At 68.1% G+C, this 26,473-nt stretch carries 24 protein-coding genes; 12 read left to right on the forward strand and 12 right to left on the reverse strand.

Annotation, left to right across the window (positions count from 1 at the left end; all coding sequences use genetic code 11):
• Positions 1–296: 296 nt before the first annotated feature.
• From OD997_RS12400 to OD997_RS12420, 5 genes are read right to left on the reverse strand one after another with little or no spacing between them, the layout of a single operon-like run.
• Entirely contained in the window at positions 297–1,136 is an 840-nt protein-coding gene (locus OD997_RS12400) for an ABC transporter ATP-binding protein (protein WP_434331843.1), read from the reverse strand.
• A complete protein-coding gene (locus OD997_RS12405) occupies positions 1,129–2,004 on the reverse strand; it encodes an ABC transporter ATP-binding protein (RefSeq protein ID WP_434331844.1) in 876 nt (291 codons plus the stop codon). The genes OD997_RS12400 and OD997_RS12405 overlap by 8 nt, the downstream gene beginning before the upstream one ends.
• Entirely contained in the window at positions 2,001–2,912 is a 912-nt protein-coding gene (locus OD997_RS12410; RefSeq protein ID WP_056311043.1) for an ABC transporter permease, read from the reverse strand. Before OD997_RS12410 ends, OD997_RS12405 begins: the two co-directional genes overlap by 4 nt.
• The gene (locus OD997_RS12415) at positions 2,909–3,970 is read right to left on the reverse strand and encodes an ABC transporter permease (protein WP_056311041.1); all 1,062 of its coding nucleotides are present in this window, start codon (positions 3,968–3,970) and stop codon (positions 2,909–2,911) included. The genes OD997_RS12410 and OD997_RS12415 overlap by 4 nt, the downstream gene beginning before the upstream one ends.
• A 14-nt stretch (positions 3,971–3,984) precedes the next feature.
• Entirely contained in the window at positions 3,985–5,571 is a 1,587-nt protein-coding gene (locus OD997_RS12420; protein ID WP_434331845.1) for an ABC transporter substrate-binding protein, read from the reverse strand.
• Positions 5,572–5,720: 149 nt separating this feature from the next.
• Between OD997_RS12420 and OD997_RS12425 the strand changes: the two genes are divergently transcribed.
• Complete coding sequence (locus OD997_RS12425; protein ID WP_235559958.1) at positions 5,721–6,308, forward strand: Lrp/AsnC family transcriptional regulator; 588 nt, start codon at positions 5,721–5,723, stop codon at positions 6,306–6,308.
• A gap of 13 nt (positions 6,309–6,321) precedes the next feature.
• On the opposite strand, the gene OD997_RS12430 is transcribed toward OD997_RS12425, so the two are convergent.
• Together OD997_RS12430 and OD997_RS12435 are read right to left on the reverse strand one after the other, a co-directional pair.
• Positions 6,322–6,681, reverse strand: coding sequence for a hypothetical protein (locus OD997_RS12430; RefSeq protein ID WP_434331846.1), 360 nt, complete (start codon positions 6,679–6,681; stop codon positions 6,322–6,324).
• Between the two features lie 133 nt (positions 6,682–6,814).
• Positions 6,815–7,828 (reverse strand): hypothetical protein, encoded by a 1,014-nt coding sequence (locus OD997_RS12435; protein WP_434331847.1) that lies wholly within the window; start codon positions 7,826–7,828, stop codon positions 6,815–6,817.
• 127 nt (positions 7,829–7,955) lie between these two features.
• Between OD997_RS12435 and OD997_RS12440 the strand changes: the two genes are divergently transcribed.
• From OD997_RS12440 to trpS, 10 genes are all read left to right on the forward strand, one after another.
• On the forward strand, positions 7,956–8,927 hold the full coding sequence (locus OD997_RS12440; RefSeq protein ID WP_434331848.1) for a hypothetical protein: 972 nt from the start codon (positions 7,956–7,958) through the stop codon (positions 8,925–8,927).
• Positions 8,924–10,039: a hypothetical protein gene (locus OD997_RS12445; protein ID WP_434331849.1), complete on the forward strand. Its 1,116-nt coding sequence runs from the start codon at positions 8,924–8,926 to the stop codon at positions 10,037–10,039. Before OD997_RS12440 ends, OD997_RS12445 begins: the two co-directional genes overlap by 4 nt.
• A 375-nt stretch (positions 10,040–10,414) precedes the next feature.
• Entirely contained in the window at positions 10,415–11,110 is a 696-nt protein-coding gene (locus tag OD997_RS12450) for a DUF1684 domain-containing protein (RefSeq protein WP_434331850.1), read from the forward strand.
• Positions 11,111–11,138: 28 nt separating this feature from the next.
• On the forward strand, positions 11,139–12,632 hold the full coding sequence (locus tag OD997_RS12455) for an ABC transporter substrate-binding protein (protein WP_434331851.1): 1,494 nt from the start codon (positions 11,139–11,141) through the stop codon (positions 12,630–12,632).
• 52 nt (positions 12,633–12,684) lie between these two features.
• Positions 12,685–13,647 (forward strand): ABC transporter permease, encoded by a 963-nt coding sequence (locus OD997_RS12460; RefSeq protein WP_434331852.1) that lies wholly within the window; start codon positions 12,685–12,687, stop codon positions 13,645–13,647.
• Positions 13,644–14,504, forward strand: a complete 861-nt coding sequence (locus tag OD997_RS12465; protein WP_434331853.1) for an ABC transporter permease — start codon at positions 13,644–13,646, stop codon at positions 14,502–14,504. The genes OD997_RS12460 and OD997_RS12465 overlap by 4 nt, the downstream gene beginning before the upstream one ends.
• Positions 14,501–15,298: an ATP-binding cassette domain-containing protein gene (locus OD997_RS12470; RefSeq protein ID WP_434331854.1), complete on the forward strand. Its 798-nt coding sequence runs from the start codon at positions 14,501–14,503 to the stop codon at positions 15,296–15,298. Before OD997_RS12465 ends, OD997_RS12470 begins: the two co-directional genes overlap by 4 nt.
• Positions 15,295–16,050: an ABC transporter ATP-binding protein gene (locus tag OD997_RS12475; protein ID WP_434331855.1), complete on the forward strand. Its 756-nt coding sequence runs from the start codon at positions 15,295–15,297 to the stop codon at positions 16,048–16,050. The genes OD997_RS12470 and OD997_RS12475 overlap by 4 nt, the downstream gene beginning before the upstream one ends.
• A 112-nt stretch (positions 16,051–16,162) precedes the next feature.
• Entirely contained in the window at positions 16,163–16,867 is a 705-nt protein-coding gene (locus tag OD997_RS12480) for a DUF3800 domain-containing protein (protein ID WP_434331856.1), read from the forward strand.
• Between the two features lie 359 nt (positions 16,868–17,226).
• On the forward strand, positions 17,227–18,261 hold the full coding sequence (gene trpS / locus OD997_RS12485; RefSeq protein ID WP_434331857.1) for a tryptophan--tRNA ligase: 1,035 nt from the start codon (positions 17,227–17,229) through the stop codon (positions 18,259–18,261).
• Positions 18,262–18,287: 26 nt separating this feature from the next.
• Here trpS and OD997_RS12490 read toward each other — a convergent pair whose 3' ends face one another.
• From OD997_RS12490 to OD997_RS12510, 5 genes are all read right to left on the reverse strand, one after another.
• Positions 18,288–18,689 carry a DUF779 domain-containing protein gene (locus OD997_RS12490; protein WP_434331858.1) on the reverse strand — a complete coding sequence of 134 codons (402 nt, stop codon included), beginning with the start codon at positions 18,687–18,689 and terminating at the stop codon, positions 18,288–18,290.
• Between the two features lie 82 nt (positions 18,690–18,771).
• Entirely contained in the window at positions 18,772–20,337 is a 1,566-nt protein-coding gene (gene exaC / locus OD997_RS12495) for an acetaldehyde dehydrogenase ExaC (protein WP_434331859.1), read from the reverse strand.
• Between the two features lie 110 nt (positions 20,338–20,447).
• On the reverse strand, positions 20,448–21,773 hold the full coding sequence (locus OD997_RS12500) for a GAF domain-containing protein (protein WP_434331860.1): 1,326 nt from the start codon (positions 21,771–21,773) through the stop codon (positions 20,448–20,450).
• Positions 21,774–21,970: 197 nt separating this feature from the next.
• Positions 21,971–23,398, reverse strand: a complete 1,428-nt coding sequence (locus OD997_RS12505; RefSeq protein ID WP_434331861.1) for a CCA tRNA nucleotidyltransferase — start codon at positions 23,396–23,398, stop codon at positions 21,971–21,973.
• Between the two features lie 20 nt (positions 23,399–23,418).
• A complete protein-coding gene (locus OD997_RS12510; RefSeq protein WP_434331862.1) occupies positions 23,419–23,712 on the reverse strand; it encodes a hypothetical protein in 294 nt (97 codons plus the stop codon).
• A gap of 126 nt (positions 23,713–23,838) precedes the next feature.
• Between OD997_RS12510 and OD997_RS12515 the strand changes: the two genes are divergently transcribed.
• Positions 23,839–26,379: a fibronectin type III domain-containing protein gene (locus tag OD997_RS12515; RefSeq protein ID WP_434331863.1), complete on the forward strand. Its 2,541-nt coding sequence runs from the start codon at positions 23,839–23,841 to the stop codon at positions 26,377–26,379.
• Positions 26,380–26,473: the final 94 nt, after the last annotated feature.

Here is a 26,473-nt window from a genome sequence, read left to right on the forward strand (position 1 = left end):
ACTGCGGGCCGGGGCGATCGCCTCGGCCCGCAGTGCGTTCGGGGGCTGATTCCGCGTCAGGCGAGGACTTCGGCCTGCCCTTCGGGAGGAAGACCCGCCCTCGGGAGGAACGATGAGCCGCAGGCATCCTCCCCTGGCGCAGTTCTCCTCCCGGAGGTGCGTCGCGGGGACACGGGCTCGCGGATCACCCTCGTTGCGAAGGAGATCGCACTCATCGAAGGAGCAATGCGCCGCATCCGTCCTTCATTGCGAGACATCTCCTTCGTTGCGTGCGCGACCGACCGACCCAGCGCGGCTCAGTCGAGGACCGGGGCGATCTCCGACCACACCGTGCGCTCGTTCGTCGACGGCGCGATCGGGATGCGGCCGGCACCGTCGGGCTCGGGGATCGCGGCGAGCAGCGCCTGCGTGTACGGATGCTGCGGAGCAGACCACACGCGGTCGGTGGCCCCGGCTTCGAGCACCCGGCCGGCGAACATCACGAAGGTGCGGTCGGCGATGCGTCGGACCACGGCGAGGTCGTGCGAGATGAACAGCATCCCCGCACCGGATTCCGCGACGAGGTCGCGCATGAGACCGGCGACGCTGGTCTGGGTCGATGCGTCGAGGGCCGAGATCGGCTCGTCGGCGACGAGCAGCGACGGTCGTGCCGCGAGCGCCCGGGCGATCGCGAGACGCTGCTTCTGTCCGCCCGAGAACTGATGCGGGAAGCGTGTGGCGACCTCGGTCGGCAGCCCGACACGTTCGAGCCACTCCTCGACGGTGGAACCTTCCGCCCCGCGTGCACGGGCGGTGGCGATGCCGTCGGCGATCTGGTCCCCCACGCGACGGCGCGGGTTCAGCGACGTCGACGGATCCTGGAACACCATCTGGATGCCGGTGAGCGCCACGTTGCGACGGCGGATGCCGAGCGGCGTGACGGGCGCATCGCGGAACCGCACCTCTCCCCCGGCGAGCTTCTCGATGCCCACGACAGCGCGGGCGAGGCTCGATTTGCCACTGCCGGACTCTCCGACCAGCGCGACGGTCTCACCCGGCGCGACGGTCAGCGAGACACCGTCGACGGCCACGACCGGCGGGCTGCCTGGATAGCGGACGACCACGTCCTTCGCATCGAGGACGGCGACTTCACTCATCTCTGGCCCCCTCAGCAGCATCCGACAGCTCAGCATCCGACAGCACGGGATCCAGGATCGCGACGTCGGGATCCGCGATCTCGAGCTTCGACCCCGGCAGCGCGGCGAGCAGCGTGCGGGTGTACTCGTGCTGCGGCGAGCGGAACAGGGTCTCGCGGTCGGCCCGCTCGACGATCTGCCCGTTCTTCATCACGGCCACCTCGTCGGCGATCGCGCTCATGACGCCCAGGTCGTGCGTGACGAGAAGCACGGCGAGGTTGCGGTCGGTCGCGAGGTCGCGCAGCAGACGCAGGATGCCGGCCTGCACGGTGACGTCGAGCGCGGTGGTCGGCTCATCGGCCAGCAGCACCTCGGGATCGCACGCGAGAGCGCAGGCGATCGCGATGCGCTGCCGCTGACCGCCCGAGAACTGGTGCGGGTAGCGCTTGAGCGCGGCATCCGGATTCGACACCTGCACCGTCTCGAGCAGCTCGACGGCCCGGGCCCTCGCGGCCTCGCCGCGCAGGCCGAGATGCACGCGCATGTGGTCGGTGAGCTGGCGGCCGATCGGCAGCTGCGGGTGCAGCGACGCCGACGGATCCTGGAAGATCATCGCGATGCGCTTGCCCCGGATGCGGTTGAGAGCCCGCCGACGCATGCCGACCAGCTCCTCGCCCGCGAGCGTGATCGATCCGCCGGTGCGCGCCTGCCGCGGCAGGAGTCCGAGCACCGCGAGAGAGGTGAGCGTCTTGCCCGATCCCGATTCGCCGGCCAGGCCGTGGATGCGACCGGCCTCGAGGTCGAGCGAGATGCCGTGCACGAGGGGTCGGCCGATATCGATCGTCAGATCGCGGATGCTCAGGGCACTCGTCGAGACAGACGCGGTCATGCTGCCACCCCCTTCGCCGACGCGGCGTGGTCGGCCTGCTTCTCGTGCGTGACCTCGGCCGTCGGGTCGAGGATGTCGCGCATCGCGTCCCCCAGGAAGTTGAAGGCGAGCACCACGGTGAGGATCGCGAGCCCCGGGAAGACCCCGAGCCACCACGCGTCGAAGTTCTGCATGGCGGCGGAGATCATGGATCCCCACTCGGCCGTCGGCGGCTGTGCGCCGAGACCCAGGAACGAGAGGCCCGAGAGCAGCAGGATCGCCGCACCGATGTCGAGCGTCGCGAGCACCAGCACGGGGCCGGCGATGTTCGGGAGGATGTCGACGAACAGTGTCCGCAGCGGAGAATGCCCGAGCAGACGACCCGCGATCACGTAGTTCTGGCCACGGAGTCCGAGCACGATGCTGCGGGTGACTCGCGAGTACTGCGGCCACGAGACGACGATCGCCGCGATCACCGCGTTGAACAGCGACGGGCCGAGCGATGCCGCCACGACCATGGCGAGGATGACCGTCGGGAACGCCATGAAGAGGTCGGTGATGCGCATCAGCGTCTCGTCGACCCATCCGCCGAAGTAGCCGGCGACGGCCCCGATCACGGTGCCGATGATCATCGCAGCGATCACGAGCATGAGCGCGAGCGGAAGGCTCACGGTCGCACCCGTCATCAGGCGCGAGAAGATGTCGCGGCCGTTGCCGTCGGTGCCGAGCAGGGTGTCGATTCCCGGCTCCTGCAGACGAGGGAGCACCTGCGCGTTGGGGCCGTACGGCACCCACCACTGCGCGGTGAAGGCGACGATGATCCAGGCGCCCGCGATCACGGTGCCGATCACGCCGAGTGGCGTGCGCCAGGCACGGGGCCAGCGGAACCGGAACCGCCAGGGGCCGGATGCCGAGTCGATGCGGCTCATGCGATCCTCACTCTCGGGTCGAGGACGCCGTAGAGCAGATCGACGACGAAGTTGATGAGGAGGTAGATGAATCCGACGACGAGCCCCACGCCCATGATGCCGGGGAGGTCGAGGTTCGCCGCCGAGTTGTAGGCGTAGGTGCCCAGGCCCGGCCACGCGAACACCGACTCGACGAGCACGGTGCCCGACAGCAGGGATCCGAAGGCGACGCCGACGACGGTGAGGATCGGGAGGGATGCTCCGCGGAGCACGTAGTCGAGGATCACGCGCATCGCCGGGAGGCCCTTCGCCCTGGCAGCCCGCACGTAGTCGCTGCCGAGCACCTCGAGGACCGAGGTGCGGATGAAGCGGGTCAGCAGACCGATCGTCACGAGCGACAGCACCATCACTGGGAGAGCCAGGTGGGCGAGAGCATCCGCGAAGCCGACGCCGTCTCCATTGAGGAGGTAGTCGACCGTGTAGAGACCGGTGATGCGGGGCGGCGGGGTGATCGACGGCGAGATGCGACCGGATCCGGGCGCGATCCGCAGTTCGAGGAAGAACACGTAGAAGCTGACGAGGGCGAGCCAGAAGGTCGGGACACTCAGTCCGATCAGCGTCACGATGCGGATCACCTGGTCGGTGACGAGTCCGCGGCGGTAGGCCGCGAGCGTGCCGAGCACGACACTCACCGCGAGGCTGAGGATGATGGCGCCGATCGCGATCTCGATCGTCGCCGGCACCGCCGTGGCCAGGTCGCTGGTGACCGGCCGACCGGTCACCAGCGACGTGCCGAGGTCTCCGCGGAGGAGGTTCCCCATGTAGATGAAGTACTGCACGAACAGCGGCTGATCGAGGCCGTGCTCCTTGATGAACGCCTCGCGCGTCGCGGGGTTCTGGGATGCTCCCTCGCCCAGCGCCGCCGACACGGGGTCGCCGGGCACGAGGTTCGTCAGCGCGAAGGTCACGATCGTGACCCCCACGAGCAGGAGCAGCGAAGTGCCGATCCGGCGCAGCAGGTATCCGACGAGCGGCGACCTGCGACGCTGTGCCTGCCGTCGCACGGCCACCGTCGTCATGAGTCAGCCCCGAATCAGCCGGCGGGCGTGATCTCGGCGATGTCCATCTCCCACACCGAGTTGTACACGGCGCCGGTGACGGCATCAGCCGTGGCGATGTTGCGACCGGGGACGATCAGCGGCACGAACGGCCCCTCGGCCTGCATCGCCTCGGCGAACGAGGTGAAAGCCTCGCTGCGCTGGGCCTCGTCGGTCGCGGCCGCGGCACCTGCCGCGATGCCCGCGATCTCGGGGTTCGCCTCAGCCGCCCATCCGGCGCGCAGACCGACCTTCAGGCCGGGAGCGAACGGAAGGAAGTTCGCGGAGTCGGCGTAGTCCGGTCCCCAGAACCACAGGCCGAAGCCCTCGGTGCCGTTGACGTAGGCGTCGAGCTCGGTGGCGAACGGCGCCGGTGCGAGTTCGACGGTGATGCCGGCATCCTCGAGCTGGGCCTGGACCCGCTCGGCGAGCGGGGTGAACTCCACGCCGCCGACCGGGTAGTCGTTCGGGAACTGCAGCTTCAGGGTCTGACCCGTGTAGCCGGCCTCCGCCAGAGCGGCCTTCGACTTCTCGAGGTCCTGCTCCACACCGCTGTCGAGGGCGCCCTCGAATCCGGGAGGGATGACGCCGGTCGCCTGGACCGCGCCCGCACCTGCGAGCTCGAGCAGCGCGTCGTAGTCGAGTGCGTAGCGGATCGCCTCGGCGATCTTGACGTTCGCGAGGTCGCCCGCGACGGCCTCGGACTGGTTGAGCAGCAGGAAGATGGTCTGGCCGGACGGCACCGACTCGACGTTCAGTCCGTCGCCGAGGCCTGAGACCTGGTCGCCGTTGAGGTCCATCGCGACCATCGAGTCGCCACCCTTGAGGTTCGCGAGCTGGGTGGCGCTCTCCGAGACGTTGCGCACGACGACGCGGCCGTACGCGGCCTCTTCGTCGCCGTTGTACTCGTCGCTCTTGGTCAGCACGACCTGCGACGAGAGGTCGAGGGTGTCGAGCACGAACGGGCCGGAGCCCGCAGAGGTGCCGTCGAGGAACTTCTGCGCGCCGTCAGAGCCGTCGGTCGCCCCGCCGTTCTCGATCACGACATCGGAGTTCACGATGCCGAGAGCCGGGTTCGCGAGGATCGCGGGCAGCTGCAGCAGCGGGGTCTCAGAGGTGATCGAGATCGTCTTCTCGTCGACCTCGGTGATGGTCAGGCCGCCCAGGAGGAAGTTCGGCTTGGCGTCTTCCATGCCCTGGATGCGCTGCAGGGTGAAGACGACGTCCTTGGCCTCGATCGGCGAGCCGTCGGAGAAGACGCGATCGCCCTCGAGCGTGAAGGTGAACTCGGTCGCCTCGTCGTTCTGCTCCCACGAGGCGAGACCGGGAACGGGGGTCGAGACGTCGGAGCCTTCGAAGTCGACGAGGGTCTCGTAGAGCGCCTTCGCGATCATGTTGCCGGTCGGGTCATAGGTGTGACCCGGGTCGGCGGTCTCGATCGAGAACGCGGTGTCGATGACGAGCGAATCCGAGCCCGAGGACTCACCGCCGTTGTTCGCGGAGTTGCCACCGGAGCAACCTGCGAGAGCGAAGAGCGCGACGGCTCCGATCGCGATGACGGACGTGCTGCGACGTGACGACATATGGGCCTCCAAGGGCGAGGAGTTCATCGGATTTGGTCGACATCGGGTGGACGACCGGTGATCAGATTCGCATCATATGGGACGATGTGTCCAGCGATGATGCAGATCACGATCACGGTCTGTCAGAGAGTTCGCACGTGAGGAGCATTGTGTCCACGAAGACCGACGAAGCAGTGAAGCAAGCTGGACGAAGTGCCGCCCCATTGGACGACATCGGATACAGAATCCTCGAGACGCTCCGTGATAACGGTCGTATCTCGATCGCTGCGCTCGCCGAAACGGTCGGCATCTCGAGGGCGAACGCGTACACGCGTGTCGAATCGCTGATGCAGGACGGAGTCATCACGGGCTTCAGCGCGCGGGTCGACCAGTCCAAGGCCGGCCTGTCGATAGGTGCCCTGGTCTTCGTGACGGTGCACCCTCAGGCGTGGGCGTCGTTCCGCGAGAGCGTGCTCGAGATGCCCGACATCGAGTGGTGCGCGATCACGACCGGTGAGCACGACGCGATGCTGCTGATCCGCGCGGTCGACGTCAGCGGCGTGCACGAGTTCACGACGGGTGTCATCGCGCAGCTCCCCGAGGTGCGCACGGTCGTCAGCGTCGTGGTGCTCGATGAGGTGATCCGCCGTGCCTACCTGCTGCCGAGCGATCTTCCCGAGCGCGACCTGGCGACGCCGCTGGGCATGACTCGCTGGACGCCCGCGACGCCGGGGCGCGACACGCTCCCTCCGCGCTGACGCGGAACCGTTCTCAGGCGGCGAGGGGCTCTTCGCAGACGCTGAGCTGGGGCAGCCCGTGCATCTCGTAGTGCTCGACGAGGCGGATGCGACCGTCATCCGTGAGTTCGAGCTCGCTCTCGCCGTCCCCGGTGACGACCGTGCCGTCGGAGACGAGCACGTGCACGAAGGAGACCCAGATGGTGTCGCCGGTGCGGGTGCCGACGAAGCGGCCGAAGGTCACGGTGTCGCCCGAGTAGTCACCCCAGATCGCGCCGTCCTTCTCTCGGTAGACGAACTCGCTGGGGGCGTCGGCGTCGACGACCGAGGTGGTCGAGGACACCATTGTGAAGCGGCGGCCGTCGAGCGAGGGGATGGATGCGGAGGACGTCATGATCCGATTATGGAGGGCGTTCCGGAAGGGCTCAGAACCGCCCGTCAACCGTCTGGCACGGCCGACCGTGCAGCGAACGATGCAAGACGAAACGGCGGCGGCACTCATCGTCGTCACCGTTTCGTCTGACCCCTCATTCGAGGTCGAGGCGGAGCAGCTCGGGATGCTGAGCGGTCTCGGCCCGCACCGCGAGCAGGAAGGCCGTGTACTCCGGAGTCATCTGCACGCGTGGCGAACCCAGCACGTGCGAGGTCGCGCGGCCGGCTGCCCGCTCGAACCGGATGCGCCGCACCGGGTAGCCCGCCGGAGTCAGCCAGATGCGGGTCAGCTGCGCGAACGGCAGGTCGACGTCATCGAAGCGGATGCCGTGGTGACTCACCGTGATACGCGCCGGGATCGCCTTCAGCACGCGCCGACGCTGGAACGCCCCGATCGCGAGCCCGATGCCCGCGACCCCGGCGAGCGGCACCACCAGCACCAGCGCCGAGAGCTCCCCGTCGAGGAAGCCGGGCGACGCGGCGAGCGCGCCCACGAGCGCGGCGACGATGAGCAGCACCACCGCTCCGATGGTCAGTCCGCTCACAAGCCGACGCTCGCCCGACGAATCGACGGTGAACGACGAGGGCAGCTGGGCTCGCTCCCGCGCTGCGGCGACAGGGTCGGCCGTGGGCGGCGAGGCGATCGGATTGAGCATCGCCATCAGATCGTTGAACGTCGCGCGCGTGAAGCCGGCGAGCTCGACCGTGATCTCCCTGCCGCCGTTGTGGATGATCAGGGCGCGGGTGATGCCGCTGCGGATGCCGTTGGTGCGGTGCTCGGTGATCTTCGAGCGGAAGCCGGTGGTCGCGCGGTCGAACACCTCGCGGCTCCCCGGGCGCCCGACCTCGACACTGTCGGCGCGCACGACGACGCGCGTGTTGCGCAGCCAGAAGGTCGACCCGAAGATCAGGAGCGTCAGAGCGATCGCGACGACCAGCACGATCGTTCCGCGGGTCGAGATGTTCATCCCCCTCGGCAGGAACTGCGGGAGGATGAACAGCGCCGCCGCCGACAGGGCCGCCGAGAGCAGGACCGCACTCACCAACGCACGACCGGGATGCCGTCGGAAGACACGTTCGCCGGACACCACAGAGACACCATCGATCATCGGACGCCCTCCCGAACCGTCTCGTTCCACGCGCCCGTCTGCGACGTGTCGCGCGCACTCCTCCGCATATTCTGCCCGTCCGCCGCGCCCCCGGGTGAAGCGATTCGTCGCAGGTACCGTGGGTCGCATGCAGTGGATCTCTGACACCTCGGCGGGCGACTGGCTGCGCGATCGCCTCGACGATCCGTGGAAAGCGACGATGCACGACGTCGTGCCGCACGGTTTCCCCGCCTACGCCCGCATCCTGCATCCCGCGATCGTCCGTTCGCTGCCCGACCGCCCCGTGCCCTCGTTCGAGGAGTACGAGCGGATGTCGGAGGCCGAGCACCTGGGCCTGATCGACCAGTACGTCGATGAGCCCGCGACGTGGGCGGAGACGGCATCCGCCTTCGGCACGACCCTGCACCCGTTGGCTCAGTGGCAGCGCATCGTGCGCACCCCGACCGACGGTGACTGGAACCTGCGGCTCTCCCCCGACGGTCGCGAGTTCACGGCTCCGATGGAGGGGGAGATCGCCCCGGAGACGCTGTCGATCATCGCCGCGCACCTCGTCTCCCACACCACGACTCCGGATGCCGGCTTCGCGGCGCTCTGGGAGGGCCGCGGTGGTCTGGTCGGCTTCCTCGGCCACGGCCCCTCGCGCGCCTTCCTCACGTTCAGCGATGACCCGAACCATCAGGCGATGCTCGACCGCAGCATCCGCGACCCTCTGAACAACGCCTTCCGCAAGCCCACCTGGCAGGAGGGCATCCTGTCACGCGAGATCTCGGAAGGACCGCGGTTCCGCCTCCCCGGGCGCGACCACGTGCTGTTCCGCGGGGCGGTCAGCGACTTCGCCCGCGCGGACTGGGTGCTCGACGCACCTTGGCGCGACCGTCCGGGCGAGGAGCACGGCTTCCCACCGTCGGCGCAGAGCCCGACGATCCTGTGGCCGGACGACCACGCGTGGACCCTCGTGAGCGAGATCGACTACGACTCGACCATCGTCGCGGGGTCCGCCGAACTCGTCGCCGCGATCTGCGCCGACGAGCGTCTCGAGGCTTTCTCGATCCCCGAGAACGCCGACCTGACCTGGGATGCCGACGAGGTGAACCGATGAGCGCCCCGCAGTCGGCCCCGTCGTTCGACGCCCGCCCGCTGACCGACCCCGTCGATCCCCGGGCCGTCAGCGCCTTCCAGACCGAACTCCGCGCGCGCGGGTCCTCGGGCGTCTCGGCCGCTTCGATCATCGCGATCGTGGTCTTCGGCCTCGTGTTCGTCGCCGCCGTGACGCTCGTCGGCGCGACGATGGTCTCGATGCTCACCGATCCTGGGGCGTCGTCGTTCGCCGGTCTCGGCATCCTCGCAGCGGCGGCTGTCGGCATCACCATCGCCGTGGTCAGCTGGCGCCGTTCTCGCGTCGCCCGCTACCGCCTTGACGCGTTCGCCCGGGCGAACGGCATGGCGTATGAGCCCAGCGTCGCGAACCCCGCCCTGCCGGGCATGCTGTTCGGCCTCGGACGGTCCCGTGAGTCCACCGACCTCGTGCGCGGCACCGAGCCCCGCTTCGTCGAGTTCGGCAACTACCAGTACACGACCGGGTCGGGGAAGAACTCGACGACCCACCGCTGGGGTTACGTCGCCGTCAAGCTCGACGTGCCCCTGCCCAACATCGTGCTCGACGCGAAGGGCAACAACGGCTTCGGTTCGAACCTGCCCGCGTCGTTCCAGCGGGAGCAGCGCCTGTCGCTCGAGGCAGACTTCGACCGGTACTTCACGCTCTACTGCCCCGAGGGCTATGAACGCGATGCGCTCTATCTGTTCACGCCCGACATCATGGCCCGGTTCATCGACAACGCCGCCGAGCTCGACGTCGAGATCGTCGACGACTGGCTGTTCCTCTACACGCAGCGCAAGGCTTCGACGCTCGACCCGGCGACCTGGGCGTGGCTGTTCGGCGCGGTGGGCGCGGTGATCACGAAGCTCGACCAGTGGGAGCGCTGGCGCGACGAACGGCTGCAGCTCGAGTACCCGGCGGCGGCCGCGGCTGCTTCGAGTGTTGCGCCACAACCGGCGAGCGGACGGCTGCCGTTCGCTCCGCCCGTGGGCCTGCTCTCGCCGCCACCGGGCGTCGCGAACGAGGGGCGACGTCTGAAGAAGAGCTTCCCGTGGCTGCCGTTCGTGGTCGTGATCGGCTTCGCGGCGTTCTGGTTCTGGTCCAGATCGTTCTGAGCGGAACCCCCGAGGGTGGGTTGTGGGGGTGGGTGCTGACTGGGGATCAGCGCTCCCACCCCATCCCCCCTCGGGATCAGAAGAAGATCTGACTCTCCCTCCGCAGGACGGTCGAACCGTCCACGCGCGGGTCAGCTGGGGACTGACAGCTCTGCGCGTATATGAGTAATGGTATACCGGCATACGTTGCATTCCATTGCGTCGGAGAGAGTCGACCGAACCGGTCGAATCCCGCGAAATGATGCACGAAATGCGGACCGAAAGGCCCTTCGGAAGGCGGCATTCGTGCATCCTCCGCGAGGGTCTCTCCCCGGGCATTACCCCGAGTGACGGCCACGGCCCCTCTCCGTTCTGCATGCAAGAGAATGGAAGGTGATGTCTGAACGCGAAGATCACACCCACTGGCAGGCCGAGCGCCGTGCCTCCGTCACGTCTGCGACGGGCAACCTCGCACTGATCGAGACCCGCTGGACAGGCGATCTGCCCGATCTGGATGCCGAGCAGCAGGCGGCATCCGACACAGTGACCGTGACGCCGATCCAGCGCACGAACATCGAGACCGGCGCGGCCGAGCACGGGCTGCGGGTGTGGGATGCCGATTCACCCGCCATCCGCGCCTTCGACCGCATCGACACGTACGAGTACGACCCCGCGTGGGTGCTCGAGGGCCACTTCACCCCGGTGTCCGGCGATCGCCGCGTGTCCTTCGAGCACATCCGCGACAACGGCGGGACGCGCGATCTCGTCGTCCCCGGTGACATCCGTCTCACACTCGACGGCCGCGAGTACGACCTCGCCGCATTCGACGACGGCGGCACGCTGCTGCTCGTGTTCGGCGACGAGACGAACGGCTCCGAGACCTACGGGTCAGGCCGCTTCCTGTTCGTGCAGCTGCGAGACGACGAGGGCACCGTCGTGCTCGACTTCAACCGCGCCTTCGTGCCGCCGTGCGGGTTCAGCGCCCAGTACAACTGCCCGCTGCCGCCGGCATCCAACCGCTTCCCCCTGCCTATCCGAGCAGGCGAGAAGAACGTCGTCTTCCGCGACGGCTTCGACATCTACGCGGCGTGACGCCGCACACTCTCACCCTGGAGTACTCATGAGAAGAACCCGCATTCTCGGCGCGCTCGGTGCCGTCGCCACGCTCACCCTCGTGGCCGGCTGCGCGTCGGGCGCCACAGACGACGCCGCGAGCGAAGACGCCACCATCTTCATCGGGTCGCTGTACGAGCCGACCAATCTGAGCAACACGCAGGGTGGCGGTCAGGGTGTGACCGAGGCGCTGACCGGCAACGTCTACGAGGGCCTCTACCGCCTGACCGATGACGGAGAGGTCGAGCCTCTGCTCGCCGAAGACGCCCAGGTCTCCGACGACGGCCTCACCTACACGATCACGCTCCGCGACAATGTGACCTTCCACTCGGGTGACCCGCTGACCTCCGCCGACGTGAAGTCGAGCATCGAGGCCGTCACCGCCGAGGACTCGGTCTCTGCCCGCAAGTCGAGCTTCAAGACCATCGCCGACATCGCGACGCCCGACGACCAGACCGTCGTCTTCACGCTGTCGCAGCGGTCGATCTCGTTCCTCTACAACCTGAGCTACGTCTGGATCGTCAACGACGAGGCCGGCGACATCACCGGCAAGGAAGACGGCACGGGCCCCTACACTCTCGACGAGTGGAAGAAGGGCTCGACCCTGACCCTCGAGCGCTGGGATGACTACTGGGGCGAGCCTGCCAAGAACGGCGAGGTCGTCTACACGTACTTCACCGACGCGACCGCGGAGAACAACGCTCTGGTCACCGGCGAGATCGACGTGATCACCAGCGTGCAGAGCCCCGACTCGCTCACGCAGTTCGACTCCGACGACTACGTCGTGAGCGAGGGCACCTCGACCACGAAGGAGCTGCTCGCCTTCAACGACCGGGTCGCGCCGTTCGACAACGCACTCGTGCGCAAGGCGATCTACTCGGCGATCGACACCCAGAAGCTCCTCGAGTCCATCTGGGGCGACTACGGCACGCTCATCGGTTCGATGGTGCCGCCGACCGACCCCTGGTACGAGGACCTCACGACCGTGAACCCGTACGACGTCGAGCTCTCGAAGGATCTGCTCGCACAGGCGGGCTACGCCGACGGCTTCACGTTCACGCTCGACACCCCGAGCTACGACCCGCACCCCGCCGTGGCGGAGTTCCTGCAGTCACAGCTCGCCGAGGTCGGCATCACGGTCGAGATCAACACGATCAGCGCCGACGAGTGGTACACGAAGGTCTTCAAGGAGCAGGACTTCGAGGCCACTCTGCAGGAGCACGTGAACGACCGCGACGTGGTCTGGTACGGCAACCCCGACTTCTACTGGGGCTACAACGACGCCGACGTGCAGCAGTGGGTCGCCGAGGCCGAGCAGGCCGCCACGACCGACGAGCAGACGGCTCTGCTCAAGCAGGTCAACGAGAAGATCGCCGAAGATGCAGCGAGCGTATGGTTGTACCTCTACCCGCAGATCGTGGTCGCCTCGAGTGACCTCAGCGGGTACCCGGTCAACGGCCTGAACTCGCAGTTCTTCGCCTACGACATCGTCAAGTCCTGACGCGCGAGGGGGATGCCGCGCGTCGGCATCCCCCTCCACATCCTGAACAGCCATGCTCGCTTACCTGATCCGCCGTTTCGCGTTCCTCGTGGTGTCGCTCGTCGTCGCGATGATCGCGATCTTCGTGCTGCTGCGCCTGCTCCCCGGCGACCCGGCGAACGCGCTGCTCTCGGTGAACGCCACCCCCGAGCAGATCGCCGCCGCCCGCGCGCAGGTCGGCTCCGATCAGCCCCTGCTGCAGCAGTTCTCGACGTGGGCAGGTCAGCTGCTGCGCTTCGATCTCGGCGAGTCCTTCCTGAGCTCGCGTCCAGTCGGCCCCGACATCGCGTCTCGTCTCGCCGTGACCCTGCCCCTCACGCTCATCGCGTTCACCGCGGCCCTGCTCGTCTCACTCGTGATCGGCGTCACCGCCGCCGTGAAGTCCGACCGCTGGTACGGCGTCGCGCTCTCCGGCTTCGCGCAGCTCGGCGTCGCGGTGCCCGTGTTCTGGGTCGGCGTCGTGCTCGTGTGGGTCTTCGCACTCGGGCTCGGTCTGCTGCCGTCCGGCGGCTTCCCGCGCGACGACTGGGAGGATCCTGCCGACGCGCTGCGATCGCTCACCCTCCCCGTGATCACGATCGTGATCGTCATGAGCGCCTCCCTCAGCCGCTACGTGCGCTCGGCCACGCTCGACGTGATCGGCAGCGACTACCTGCGCACCGCGCGGGCAGGAGGATCGGGGATGTCCGAGGCCCTGCTGCGTCACGGTGTGCGCAACGGCTCTGTGCCCGTCGTCGCGATCCTCGGCATCGAGCTGTCCACCACACTGCTCGGCGCGGTCGTCGTCGAGAGCGTCTTCACTCTTCCCGGTCTCGGCAGCCTGCTGCTCTCGGCCATCCAGCAGCACGACTTCCAGGTGATCCAGGGCGTCCTCGTCGTCAGCACCCTCTTCGTGCTGCTCGTCGGGTTCGCCGCCGACATCGTGCAGCGCCTGATCGATCCGCGCCTGCGCACGAGCGTCTCGGGCAACCGATGAGCCGCGTCGCCGAGCAGCTGATCACCGACTCCGTGCCCGTGCGGAGGCGGCCGAAGGCGACCCTGCTCATCGGGCTCGTGCTCACCGGCGTCATCGTGCTCATCGCCCTGGTGTCGCTGTTCTGGCTGCCCTATCCGCTCGCCGACACCAGCGGCAGTCGCCTCGAAGGACCGAGCGGCCTGCACCTCCTCGGTACCGACCGCCTCGGCCGCGATCTGCTCTCGCAGCTCATGTGGGGCGCACGGATCGCGCTCATCGTCGGCATCTGCTCGGTCGCGATCGCGGCCGTTCTCGGCACAGTGATCGGCCTGATCGCCGCGTTCTCCCGCCCCTGGGTCGATGACACCCTCTCCGCCGGACTCGATGTCGTGATCGCGTTCCCCGTGCTCCTGCTCGCCATGCTCGTGGTCGCGATTCAGGGAGCGTCCCTCTGGTCGGCGGTCTTGGCCATCGGCCTGGCGATGTCTGCGGTCGTCGCGCGCCTCACCCGCATCCTGGCGCGCCGCGTGCTGCAGGAGCAGTACATCACCGCAGCGCGCACCAGCGGCACGAATGTCCTCGGCATCGTCTTCCAGCACGTGCTGCCCAACATCGCGCCGACCCTCGCCGTCAGCCTCGCACTGCAGTTCGGTGCCGCCGTGCTCGCCGAGGCGAGCCTGTCGTACCTCGGGCTCGGCGCTCCGCCGCCCAACGCCTCGTGGGGTCGGATGCTGCAGGAGGCCCAGGGCACGGTGCTGACCGCACCCGTCGGGGCGATCGCCCCCGGCATCGCGATCATCGCGCTCGTGCTCGGCGTGAACTTCCTCGCCGATGGCCTGCGCGACCTCGCCGACCCGACCCGCAGGAGGAGCCGATGAGCATTCTCGACGTCACCGGCCTCACGGTGCGCTCAGGATCCGGAGCCCTGGTGCGCGAGGTCTCGTTCTCGCTGGAGCCCGGCGAGCGCCTGGGGCTGATCGGCGAATCCGGTTCAGGCAAGTCGCTCACGTCGCTCGCGGTCACCGGACTCCTGCCGGATTCTCTCGTCGCCTCGGGGTCGGTGCTGCTCGACGGGCACCAGGTCGTCGGTGCGCGGGATGCCGACCTCCGCCCGCTCCGCGGACCCGTCGCCCAGATCGTGTTCCAGGAGCCGCTCACCGCGCTCGATCCTCTGATGCGGGTCGGCCGCCAGATCGCCGAGCCGCTGCGTCGGCACCTCGGCCTGCGGGGTGCCGAGCTGCGCGCCGCCGTCGCGGCCGCCCTCGACGAGGTGGCGCTGTCGGAACCGCGGTTCGCACGCGCGTACCCGCACGAGCTCTCGGGTGGTCAGCGCCAGCGCGTGGCGATCGCGATCGCTCTCGCCGCTCGTCCGCAGCTGCTCATCGCCGACGAGCCGACGACGGCCCTCGATGTCACGGTGCAGGATGCCGTGCTCGCCCTGCTCGAGCGCCTCGTCGCCGAGCGTGGCATGGCACTGCTGTTCATCAGCCACGACCTCGCCGTCGTGTCGCGCATGGTCGATCGCATCGTCGTGCTCCGAGACGGCCTCGTCGTCGAAGAGGGCACGGTCGCGCAGGTGCTGCAGAGCCCGGCGGAGCCGTACACGCGGATGCTGGTCGACAGCGCCCGCGCGCTCGACGCGTTCCTCGATGCGAAGAAGGCCGGCGCATGAGCCTTCTCGAATTGCGCGCCGCCGGGTTCTCGTACGGATCCCGCCGGGTCCTCGACGACGTCTCGCTGAGCCTCGACGCGGGCGACTCGCTGGGCCTCGTCGGCGAATCCGGCGCGGGCAAGTCGACGATCCTCCGGCTGCTGCTCGGGCTTGCCGCCCCTCGCGACGGGCAGGTGCTGTTCGAGGGAGCACCGCTCTCGTTGCGCGATCGCGCGCAGATGCGCCGCTTCCGTGCGAGTGTGCAGCCGGTCTTCCAGGACCCGTACTCGTCGCTCGATCCCCGTCAGCGCATCGATCGCATCATCGGCGAGCCGCTGCGTTCGCTCGGTCTCGCTTCGGGGGCCGACGCGCAGCGCCGCATCGCCGAGGCGCTCGAGTCGGTCGGCCTCCCCGCCGACACCGCCCGCCGCTATCCGCACGAGTTCTCGGGCGGGCAACGGCAGCGCATCGCGATCGCCAGGGCCGTGGTCTCGCGCCCGCGAGTGCTGCTCGCCGACGAGCCGGTCAGCGCGCTCGACGTCACGACGCGCGTGCAGGTGCTCGAGCTGCTCGACCGCCTGCGTCGGGAGAACGGCCTGTCTCTGATCATGGTGTCGCACGACCTCACCGCGATCGCCTCGGCGTGCAACCGCACGCTCGTGCTGCAGAACGGTCGGGTCGTCGAGCAGGGCGCCACGGCATCCGTGCTGCACGCCCCGCAGGACCCCTACACGCGCGCCCTGGTCGACGCGGTTCCGCGCCTCCCCCGCTAGTCGGATCAGGCGCTCGTCTCGCGACGCCGGATCTGAAACCGAGTTCCGGTATTTCGTCCACCGTCCCTAGCTGGCGGCTCGATCGTCCGGGGCACGCGTATACATTTTCGGGGTGGCGGGACCGATTTCACACATGTTCTACGCGGACGATTCTGGCAATATCGACGACGGATGGATCGTCTACGGATGGGTCGAACTCGCAGTCGCGCACTGGGACTCAGTGCTCACCTACTGGCTGACATTTCGCAAGAGACTTGTCGCCGACTACGGAATACCGACATCAGAGGAACTGCACACGACTGCGCTCGTCAACGGCCGCGGCCGTGTCTCCTCCACACCGCCTTCTCGCTTCGTGAGGAATGGTGAGGCGCTGTGGAAGCCCTTCGGACGCGAGGTTGCGTTGCGATGTCTCGAAGCGGTGCGCGATTGCCCGCACATCGAGATCGGTGTGTGTTTCAAAAGGTCGCCCCTTCGAAACCGGGCGATCAATCAGGACCGTGAAGCTGTGTACTCATCCCTCGTCGCCCTGTGGGATTCGCAATTGCGCGCTTCGCATGATTTCGGGATGGACGGGGATGGAACTGATCCCATCTACTACAGTGCGCACCGAGCGTTGAGCCTTTCCACGCGTCGGATCATCGGGGATCCGATGTTTCACAGTTCTCGACGGTCTCAATGGACTCAGATCGCGGACATCGTGGCCTGGTCCGGGTTTACTCATCTGAACCCTCACGCGGGCAACGAGTTCGCGTGGACCTGGTACGACGACTACCTCAGAGACTTGAATCCGCTCGGAGATCCGATCGAGCTGCCCTGACAAGCAGCGAGACCCGCTTGTCCACGAGAGTGGGGCGGGCCTGCAACTCAAGTCTACGCAGACTGAGCGCTTATCGTCGGCTCAGCCGGATTGCATTCCGGAAATCTTGATCTCAGCCCAACGCGTGCCAGGCCTCTCGTAGTGCGACCAACGTATGGGTCATCTCCGCGTAACCAGGGGAATCCGCTGCCGGTCGCCTCGAGCGCCGAACGTCACTATCCTCGACCTATGCGTTTCACCGTTTCGTCGTGGTGGCTGCACGAGCAGCCGTAACGCATTGACGCGCGGGCTGCACGGCAGCCCGCGACCCTCCGCGGATCCATGTTCCGTGCAGCTCCTTTTCGAATCAGGAGCAGATCATGGACTCGTACGCCGCAACCCTCGCTCGCATGCCCGACCTTCGGAGGGCGATCGAGCAGCACCCCGAGAGATACCGCGTTCTCACCGGGGAGCGCCCCACCGGGCGACTCCATCTCGGTCACTACTTCGGTACCGTTCGCGAACGTGTCCGTCTGCAGGATGCCGGCGTCGAGACGTTCGTCATCCTGGCCGACTACCAGGTGATCACCGACCGTGACGCGGCCGGCGACGTGCGCGGCGCCGTATACGGCGCGGTTCTCGACTATCTCGCAGCCGGTCTGGATCCGACCTCGACCACGATCTTCACCCACTCGGCCGTTCCTGCACTCAACCAGCTGCTCGTCCCCTTCCTGAGCCTGGTCAGCGAAGCAGAGCTGCATCGCAACCCGACGGTGAAGAGCGAGCTCGCCGCGTCCGGTCGCACTTTGAGCGGCCTGCTGCTCACCTATCCCGTCCACCAGGCGGCCGACATCCTGTTCTGCAAAGGCAACCTCGTTCCCGTGGGCAAAGACAACCTCCCGCACGTCGAGATGACGCGCACGATCGCCCGTCGCTTCACCGAGCGATACGGCCGCGTGTTCCCCGAGCCTGACGCGCTCGTCACCGAGACCCCTGAGCTTCCGGGCCTCGACGGGCGCAAGATGTCGAAGAGCTACGGCAACGCCATCGCACTGGGGATGTCCGCAGACGAGACCGCCGAAGCCATCAGACTGGCCCCCACCGATTCGGAGCGCGTCATCACCTACGACCCCACGAACCGGCCGGGCGTCTCGGGTCTGCTCGCGACGGCCGCGGTCGTTCTCGACCGCACTCCGGAGGAGATCGCGGATGAGGTCGGAGGCGCGGGGGCCGGTGCGCTCAAGCGCCTGACCACCGAGGCTGTGAACGAGTTCCTCGCTGGCCACCGTGCACGCCGGGCGGCGCTCACGATCGGCGACGCCGCCGCGGTTCTGCGAGAAGGGAATGAGCGCGCGCGGGCCGTCGCTGACGACACGCTCGACGAGGTGAGAGCCGCGATGGGCATGACGTACTGACGGCCCGTGGCCGACGTCGGTGCCCCTCAACCCGCCGAAGGCGCGAGGCCGAAGTACTCGAGCTCCGCGTCGTTCAGCATCCGCGAGCGGATCAGGAACCGCATGCCGGTCGGCCCCTCGACCGAGAATCCGGCGCCGCGCCCCGGCACGACGTCGATGGTGAGGTGCGTGTACTTCCAGTACTCGAACTGCGACTCCGACATGAAGACCTCGACTGGGGCCTCGAGCCCCACGTCGAGCGCCCCCAGCAGCACGTCCCCAGGCCCGGTGATGAACATCCCCACGGGGTAGCACATGGGCGACGAGCCGTCACAGCATCCGCCCGACTGATGGAACATCAGGGGCCCGTGCTGCACGGTGAGGTCGCGGACGAGGGATGCCGCGGCATCCGTCACGTCGACCCGCTGGTAGGTGCCGATGCTCACCATGGTCCGTGCCTTCCTGCCGGTGGTTCGGGTGCAGATGGTTCCGGGCGGGCGCTGAGGGTGCAGCGCCCGCCCGGGGTCGAGCTCAGAAGAAGCCCATCGGTCCTTCTGCGTAGGAGACCAGCAGGTTCTTGGTCTGCTGGTAGTGGTCGAGCATCATCTTGTGGTTCTCGCGACCCACACCCGACTGCTTGTATCCTCCGAACGCCGCATGCGCGGGGTACTGGTGATACGTGTTCGTCCAGACGCGACCGGCCTCGATGGCACGACCCGCGCGATAGGCCGTGTCGCCGCTGCGGCTCCACACCCCGGCGCCGAGTCCGTAGAGCGTGTCGTTCGCGATCGAGATCGCATCGTCGAAGTCGTCGAAAGAGGTGACCGAGAGCACAGGCCCGAAGATCTCCTCCTGGAAGATGCGCATGTCGTTCGTGCCCTCGAACACGGTCGGAGCGACGTAGAAGCCCTCGCTGAGGTCGCCGCCGAGGTCGACGCGATCGCCGCCTGTGAGCAGCCGGGCGCCGCCCTGCTTGCCGATGTCGATGTAGCTGAGGATCTTCTCCAGTTGATCGTTCGACGCCTGCGCGCCGATCATCGTGGCCGGGTCGAGCGGGTTGCCCTGCACGACCTTTCCGACGCGCTCGAGTCCGTCGGCGAGGAAGCCGTCGTAGATCGACCGTTGGATGAGCGCCCGCGACGGGCAGGTGCAGACCTCGCCCTGGTTCAGCGCGAACATCGTGAAGCCCTCGAGCGCCTTGTCGTAGAACGGGTCGGCTGTGTCGCGGGCGACGTCCTCGAAGAACACGTTCGGGCTCTTGCCACCGAGCTCCAGCGTCACGGGGATCAGGTTCTGCGATGCGTACTGCATGATCAGGCGACCGGTCGTGGTCTCACCCGTGAAGGCGACCTTGCGGATGCGCTTGTGCTGCGCGAGCGGTGCACCCGCCTCGATGCCGAAGCCGTTGACGATGTTCACGACGCCCGCCGGCAGCAGGTCGCCGATGATGTCGAAGAGGAACAGCAGGGATGCCGGGGTCTGCTCCGCCGGCTTGATGACGACGCAGTTGCCTGCGGCGAGCGCCGGCGCGAGCTTCCACACGGCCATCAGGATCGGGAAGTTCCAGGGGATGATCTGGCCGACCACTCCGAGCGGCTCATGGAAGTGGTACGCGACGGTGTTCTCGTCGAGCTGGCTGATGCCGCCCTCCTGCGCCCTCAGCACGCCGGCGAAGTAGCGGAAGTGATCGACCGCGAGGGGGATGTCGGCGGCGAGCGTCTCGCGCACCGGCTTGCCGTTCTCCCAGGTCTCGGCGACGGCGATCTCCTCGAGGTGCTGCTCGATGCGGTCGGCGATCCTGTTGAGCACGACGGAGCGCTCTGCGGGGCTGGTCTTGCCCCAGGTGGCGAACGCCTTCCAGGCGACGTCGACGGCGCGGTCGATGTCTTCGACGGTTCCGCGGCCCACCTCGGTGAACGGCTTGCCGTTGACCGGACTGACGTTCTCGAAGAACTGGCCCTTGACCGGATCCACGAACTCGCCCCCGATGTAATGCCCGTACCGCGGCCGGTAGGTCGCGAGAGCGCCCGGCTGACCGGGAGCGGCGTACGCGGAGGATGCGGGGGCGGTGGACACGTCTTCTTCGACGATCGTCATCGGAACTCCTTCGACGGGCCGCGGGCGTCGGTGCTGCGCGGCTGTCCTCCGACGGTACGTCTGCGGACGTTGCGCCCGAATGCGCAACGTTGCGCGAGGTTGCGAGCCGGTCAGCCCTCTTCGAGGCGCTCGATCCGCGCGACCAGCCCCGCGCGTTTCGGCGACCGCGCGGGAAGCATCTCGAGCGCGAGGCGGAGCGCTGCGGCATCCCTCTGCCCCTCGGGGATCTCGGCGTAGGCGAGCAGCACGTCGAGGCTCGCCTCCGACAGCATCGCCTCGCGCAGCGCCGCCCTGACGGACTCGCGGAACTCCTCGACACCCGGCGAGGTCGACTCCGGCAGAACCGGACCTCGGTAGGCGGTGAGCGCGACGCGATGGGCTCCTCGGTCGAGCAGCGAGAGTACGTCGTGCGCATCGGTCTCGAGGGGAACTGTCAGCCGGTACGGCCGGGACTCGGGCACGAGACTGGGGGCGTGCTTCTCGAGCACCTTGCGCAGGCGCACCATCTCGGGTCGCAGCGTATCGGCGGATGCCTCCGGTCCGTAGACGAGCTCGCTCAACCGCTCGGCGGACAGCCCCTGGCGGTTGACCGCGAGCATGAGCAGGATCGCGGCATGACGCGCGCTGAGCTCGATCACGGACTCTTCGAGCTCGGTCTCGCTCTCGAGCCGCGCCCTGTCTCGTCCCAGCACATGCAGCGTCGCTCGCGTGGTCGGTTTAGCCCGTGACGAGATCGTCGTCGGGCGGGGCGCTTCGCTCCGTGCCCGAAGCCTGGCGACCATCAGCTCGGATTCGACGGCGCGTGCCGTGGCATCGACGAGCAGGCGAGCCTGGGTAGAGACGACCTCGTCGCCCCCCGTGATGTCGATGACTCCGAGCACACGCTGGGTCTCGGGGTCGCGCACGGGCGCCGCGGTGCATGACCACGGGTGCACCAGGCGGTTGTAGTGCTCCGCACCGCGGATCTGCACGGAATGCCCGAGCGTCAGCGCGGTTCCGGGTGCGGTGGTGCCGACGGCATCCTCTGCCCAGTTCGCTCCTGCGACGAATCCCATGCCCTCGGTGAGCGATTGCAGCTGGCGGTCGCCCTCGATCCAGAGCAGGCGTCCGGCCTGATCGCCGACAGCGATGACGACTCCGGACTCTTCCGGGGTGCCTGGCAGCAGCAGGGCGCGGATCATGTCCATCGCGGATGCCAGCGGGTGGGCGAGCCGGTAGGCCTCGAGCTCTTCTGTGACGAGTTCGATCGACGGTGCGGCCTCGGGTGCGACTCGACCGCGCCACGACCGCACCCAGGATTCACGGACGAGCGGACGCACCTGCTGCAGGCGATGATCGTCGAGATTGCCGGCGATGAGCTCCTCATGCGCACGCTCGATCAGCAGACGAGAGGCCTCAGGTCGACCATCACGTGACACCTGCCACGACGCAGCCACAGCGTCTCCGATCGTCGGTGGTGGAGCGTTACCTCAGTGTAGGAGCCGGATGCCGCGGACGGAACCCGCGATATTCCGGTGCCGCGGTCACAGACGCATGCACAGACGCATGCTCAGATCACGGATGCAGGTCGAGATCCGCGGTCTGGGCATGCAGGTGTGATCCGGGCACGCAGATGTGCACGACCCGACCGGAGTCAGGCCCGGGCGGCCCACCACTCGCGGAGGCGCTGCTCGGAGGCATCCGTGCCGATGACTCCCTCATCGAGACGCAGCTCGAGCAGGAACCTGTAGGCCTCACCGACCTCGCGGCCGGGCGCGATGCCGAGGATCTGCTGGATCTGATTGCCGTCGAGCTCGGGGCGGATGGAGTCGAGCTCCTCCTGCTCGCGCAGCGCGGCGATGCGCGACTCGATGTCGTCGTACGCCGAGGCGAGACGACCGGCCTTGCGCTTGTTGCGAGTGGTGACGTCGGCACGGGTGAGAATGTGCAGGCGCTCGAGCTGGTCACCGGCGTCGCGGACGTAGCGGCGCACCGCGGCATCCGTCCAGGCACCCTCGGCATACCCGAAGAAGCGCAGGTGCAGCTCGATCAGCTTCGACACGGCATCGGTCGTGTCGGTGTCGAACCGCAGCGCCTGCAGACGCTTGCGCGCCATGCGCGAACCGACGACGTCATGGTGGTGGAACGTGACCACCCCTCCGTCTTCGAGCTTGCGGGTGCGCGGCTTGCCGATGTCGTGCAGAAGCGCGGCGATGCGCAGTGCGACGTCGGGATCGGCACCGGGGTTGCGCGACTGCTCGAGCGAGATCGCCTGGCTGAGCACCGTGAGCGAGTGCTCGTAGACGTCCTTGTGGTGGTGGTGCTCATCGACCTCGAGTCGCAGTGCGCTGACCTCGGGCAGGAACTCCTCGATCAGGCCGGTGTCGACCAGCACGCGGATGCCACGCACCGGGTCCTCCGTCTGCATCAGGCGCACGAGCTCGGACTGGATGCGCTCCGGGCTCACGATCTCGAGGGTCGCTCTGAGCTCGGTGACCGCATCGAATGTGGCGTCGTCGATGCGGAAGCCCAGCTGGGCGCTGAAGCGCGCCGCGCGCAGCATCCGCAGCGGGTCATCGCCGAACGAGACCTGCGGATCCGCGGGCGTGCGGAGAACTCCGGCGATGAGGTCTTCGACTCCCCCGGTCGGGTCGACGAGCTTGACGGCAGGGACCAGCAGCGCCATAGCATTGACCGTGAAGTCACGGCGGTGCAGGTCGGCATCGATCGTGTCACCGAACTCGACGGTCGGCTTGCGGGTCACCCCGTCGTAGCTGTCGGCCCGGTACGTGGTGACCTCGACCTGCTCGCCCTGCACCCGAGCGCCGATCGTGCCGAACGCACGGCCGATGTCCCACTGCGCGGTCGAGATCGGCTTGATGATGCGCAGGATGTCGTCGGGCAGCGCGTTCGTGGTGAAGTCGAGGTCGTGCGTGGGGCGGCCGAGCAGCGCATCGCGCACGGGACCGCCGACGACGGCGAGGTCGAAACCCGCCGCCGCGAACGCATCGGCGAGGGTGCGGACGACCGGATTCTCGGCGAGCGCGCCGAGACGGTCGAGGCCGTCAGCCATGTTGAGCATGGGTTCCAGCGTACCGGGGGTCAGAACAGAGGGTTCTCGCCCTTGGCCTGGGCGATGGCGCGGACCCGCGCCTGCATCAGCCGCACGAGCAGAGCGCTCATCAGGAACCCGCCGACCACGGCGATCGCGACGATGAACCAGATGCCGACCTCGGGATCGATGATCTCGAACCCGTAGATCGCGACCGCGAGCAGCAGAAGAACCGGTCCCTCGATCAGCGCGAACGTGATGAACAGCCGCGTCTGACGCCTGCCGAAATCGGCATTGACGGCCCGGACGCGTGCCTCGATCGACGATTCGCCTGCGTAGCTCATGCCCCCACCGTAGCGGCGTTCACCCTCCGGTCGTCCTGCGGCAACCCCGGCGTCATCCTCCTTCGATGGGCTGGCCGGGCCCCGTGCGGCTGAGCACGGAAACCCCCACCCTCACAAAGGACACTCATGACCTCCCCCACCCCTGCGGTGCGGTGGCGGCGTTACGGACTCGCGTCCGCCGCCGTCCTCGCCCTGCTCGGCGGCGCCGTCGTCGCCCCCATCGCGACCGCCGCCGGCGAGCCCGACGTGCCGACGGACTCGCTGATCACCGGCGACACCACATGGCGCTACCTCGACGACGGATCCGACCCGTCGCCCGCACCCGCCGCACTCCGCGACTGGACCCTCCCCGACTACGACGACAGCGCCTGGAAGTCGGCACCCGGCTCGTTCGGAGCGAAGAAGGGCGCGCTCGCGCCGGTCGGGCCAGTCACCCCGAAGACGCTGCTGAACCACTACATCGACGGAGCCGCGGCTCCCGCGGTGCCCACCTACTTCTTCCGCACGACATTCGAGCTCGAGGCGGGCGTGGCCGAGCAGGTCGCGGCGCTGCGCAGCACCATCACCTATGACGACGCGATCATCGTCTGGATCAACGGCGAAGAGGTCGCGCGCTACGTCGACGGCCGCATCACCGACACCGTCAACGTCGAGTACGCCGGGGACAGCGGGGGCGACCCTCTCACCAGCACGTTCAGCGCCGAGGGCGAGCTGCTGCACGACGGCACGAACGACATCGCCGTCGCGCTGTTCCAGGACCGCGAGACCAGCTCCGACATCTACTTCGACATGTCGTCGCTCACGCTCGTCGAGGCATCGGACCCCGGCTCGCCCGTCGTGGCTCCGCCGACCCGCGTGATCCTGACCCCGACCGAGCAGCCCGCCGTGTCGCAGTCGTTCTCGTGGCTCGCGGGCGACGCCTCGCACACCATCGGCCAGGTCGAGATCGCCCCGGCGGCCGGCGGCGAGGCGCGCACAGTCGACGCCTACGACGCCGGTGTCGTCAACGGCAACCCGAACAAGCACTTCTCCGCCACGGTCACCGGTCTTCAGCCGGCGACGGCCTACCGCTACCGTGTCGGTCTCCCCGGCAGCTGGAGCGACTGGTTCGAGTTCCGCACGGCCGACCCGAGCGCCACGGACTTCCAGTTCATCTACTACGGCGACGCCCAGATCGGCCTCGACACCACCTGGCCGAGCGTCGTGAAGCAGGCTGAGGCACAGGCCCCGCGTTCGATCGGATCCGTGCACGCCGGCGACCTGATCAACACCTCGAGCAACGAGAACGAGTGGCTCAACTGGTTCAAGGGCATGGAGGACTCGGCCGTGCGCACCAACGTCATGGCCGCCCCCGGCAACCACGAGTACTCGGGCGACAAGCTGCTCACCGCATGGAAGGCGGCGTTCGAGTACCCGCACAACAACCCGTCGACGAGCACGATCGGCGAGCTCGCCGACCTCGCGAAGGGCGACTCCCCGGTCGCGCAGCAGTACCGCGCGTTCTTCGACCACTGGAGCTCTTTCGCCGCCGAGACCGCGTACTACACGGACTACCAGGGCGTGCGCTTCATCACCCTGAACGCGACCCGCGACACCACCTTCCTCACCCCTGCGGGTCTTCCGTCGTGCACGAGCGCCGAGTGCCCCTCGACGCAGATCGGCGTGCTGTGGACCCGCTTCCAGGCGGCCTGGCTCGACCTGCTGCTGCAGAACAGCCCGTCGAAGTGGAACGTCGTCACCTTCCACCAGCCGGTGTTCTCGGCATCCGAGGGTCGCGACGAGCCGGTGCTGCGCGCCGAATGGCTGCCCGTCTTCCAGCGCAACGACATCGACCTGGTGCTCATGGGCCACGACCACACCTACGCACGCGGCTACGTGAACACCGATGCGACCGAGACCCCCGGCATGACCTCGGGCCCCGTGTACGTCGTGTCGAACTCGGGTGCGAAGCACTATGAGCTCGAGACCCCCGAGAAGAACGTCTGGACCAACAACGGCGCCACCCAGGTGCTGCGCGGTCAGGGCGTGACGACCTACCAGGTCATCGACGTCTCGAAGAACCAGCTCGTCTACCGCTCATACCTCGCGGAGAAGCAGCCGGATGCCACGACCGACCTCCCGGTCGGCTCGGTCTACGACACCTTCACGGTGACGAAGTCGGATGCCGGTGAGAAGTGGGTCACCGAGGCCGGGGTCACGCCGCCCGTGATCGAGGAGCCCGCCGCGCCCGAAGTCACGCTGGGTGCCGCATCCGTGGTCGCCGGCGGAAAGCTCACCGTCTCGGGGAGCGGATTCGAGGCGGATGCCGCGCTGCGCTTCGAGCTGCGCTCCGACCCTGTCGACCTCGGCACCGCCACCGCCGATGCGGACGGCGCTTTCAGCCGCACGCTGACGATCCCGGCGAACACCCCGGCAGGCATGCACACGCTCGCGGTGATCCTCGCCGACGGCACCGAGGTGACCTCGCCGGTGACCGTGACCGCTGCCGCGAGCGGTGGGGCGACCACTCCGGGCGGGACCGGCGGAGCGATCGACGGCTCGCTCGCGACCACGGGTGCCGACAGCACGCCGTACCTCGTCGGAGCGGTCGTGCTGCTCGCCCTCGGCCTCGGCCTGTTCGCGATGCGGCGCCGCCGCCACGCGGGCAGCACCGAGTCCGCGGAGTAGCAGACCGCATCCGCTGTTCTGGCGTCGTCGGGACTTCGGTCCCGGCGGCGCCCTTTCATTCCGATATGCCGCACCCGTGCGCCGGGCACCGTCC

Origin of the sequence: Microbacterium sp. CGR1 (assembly GCF_051062835.1) — a bacterium.
Classification (GTDB): Bacteria; Actinomycetota; Actinomycetes; order Actinomycetales; family Microbacteriaceae; genus Microbacterium.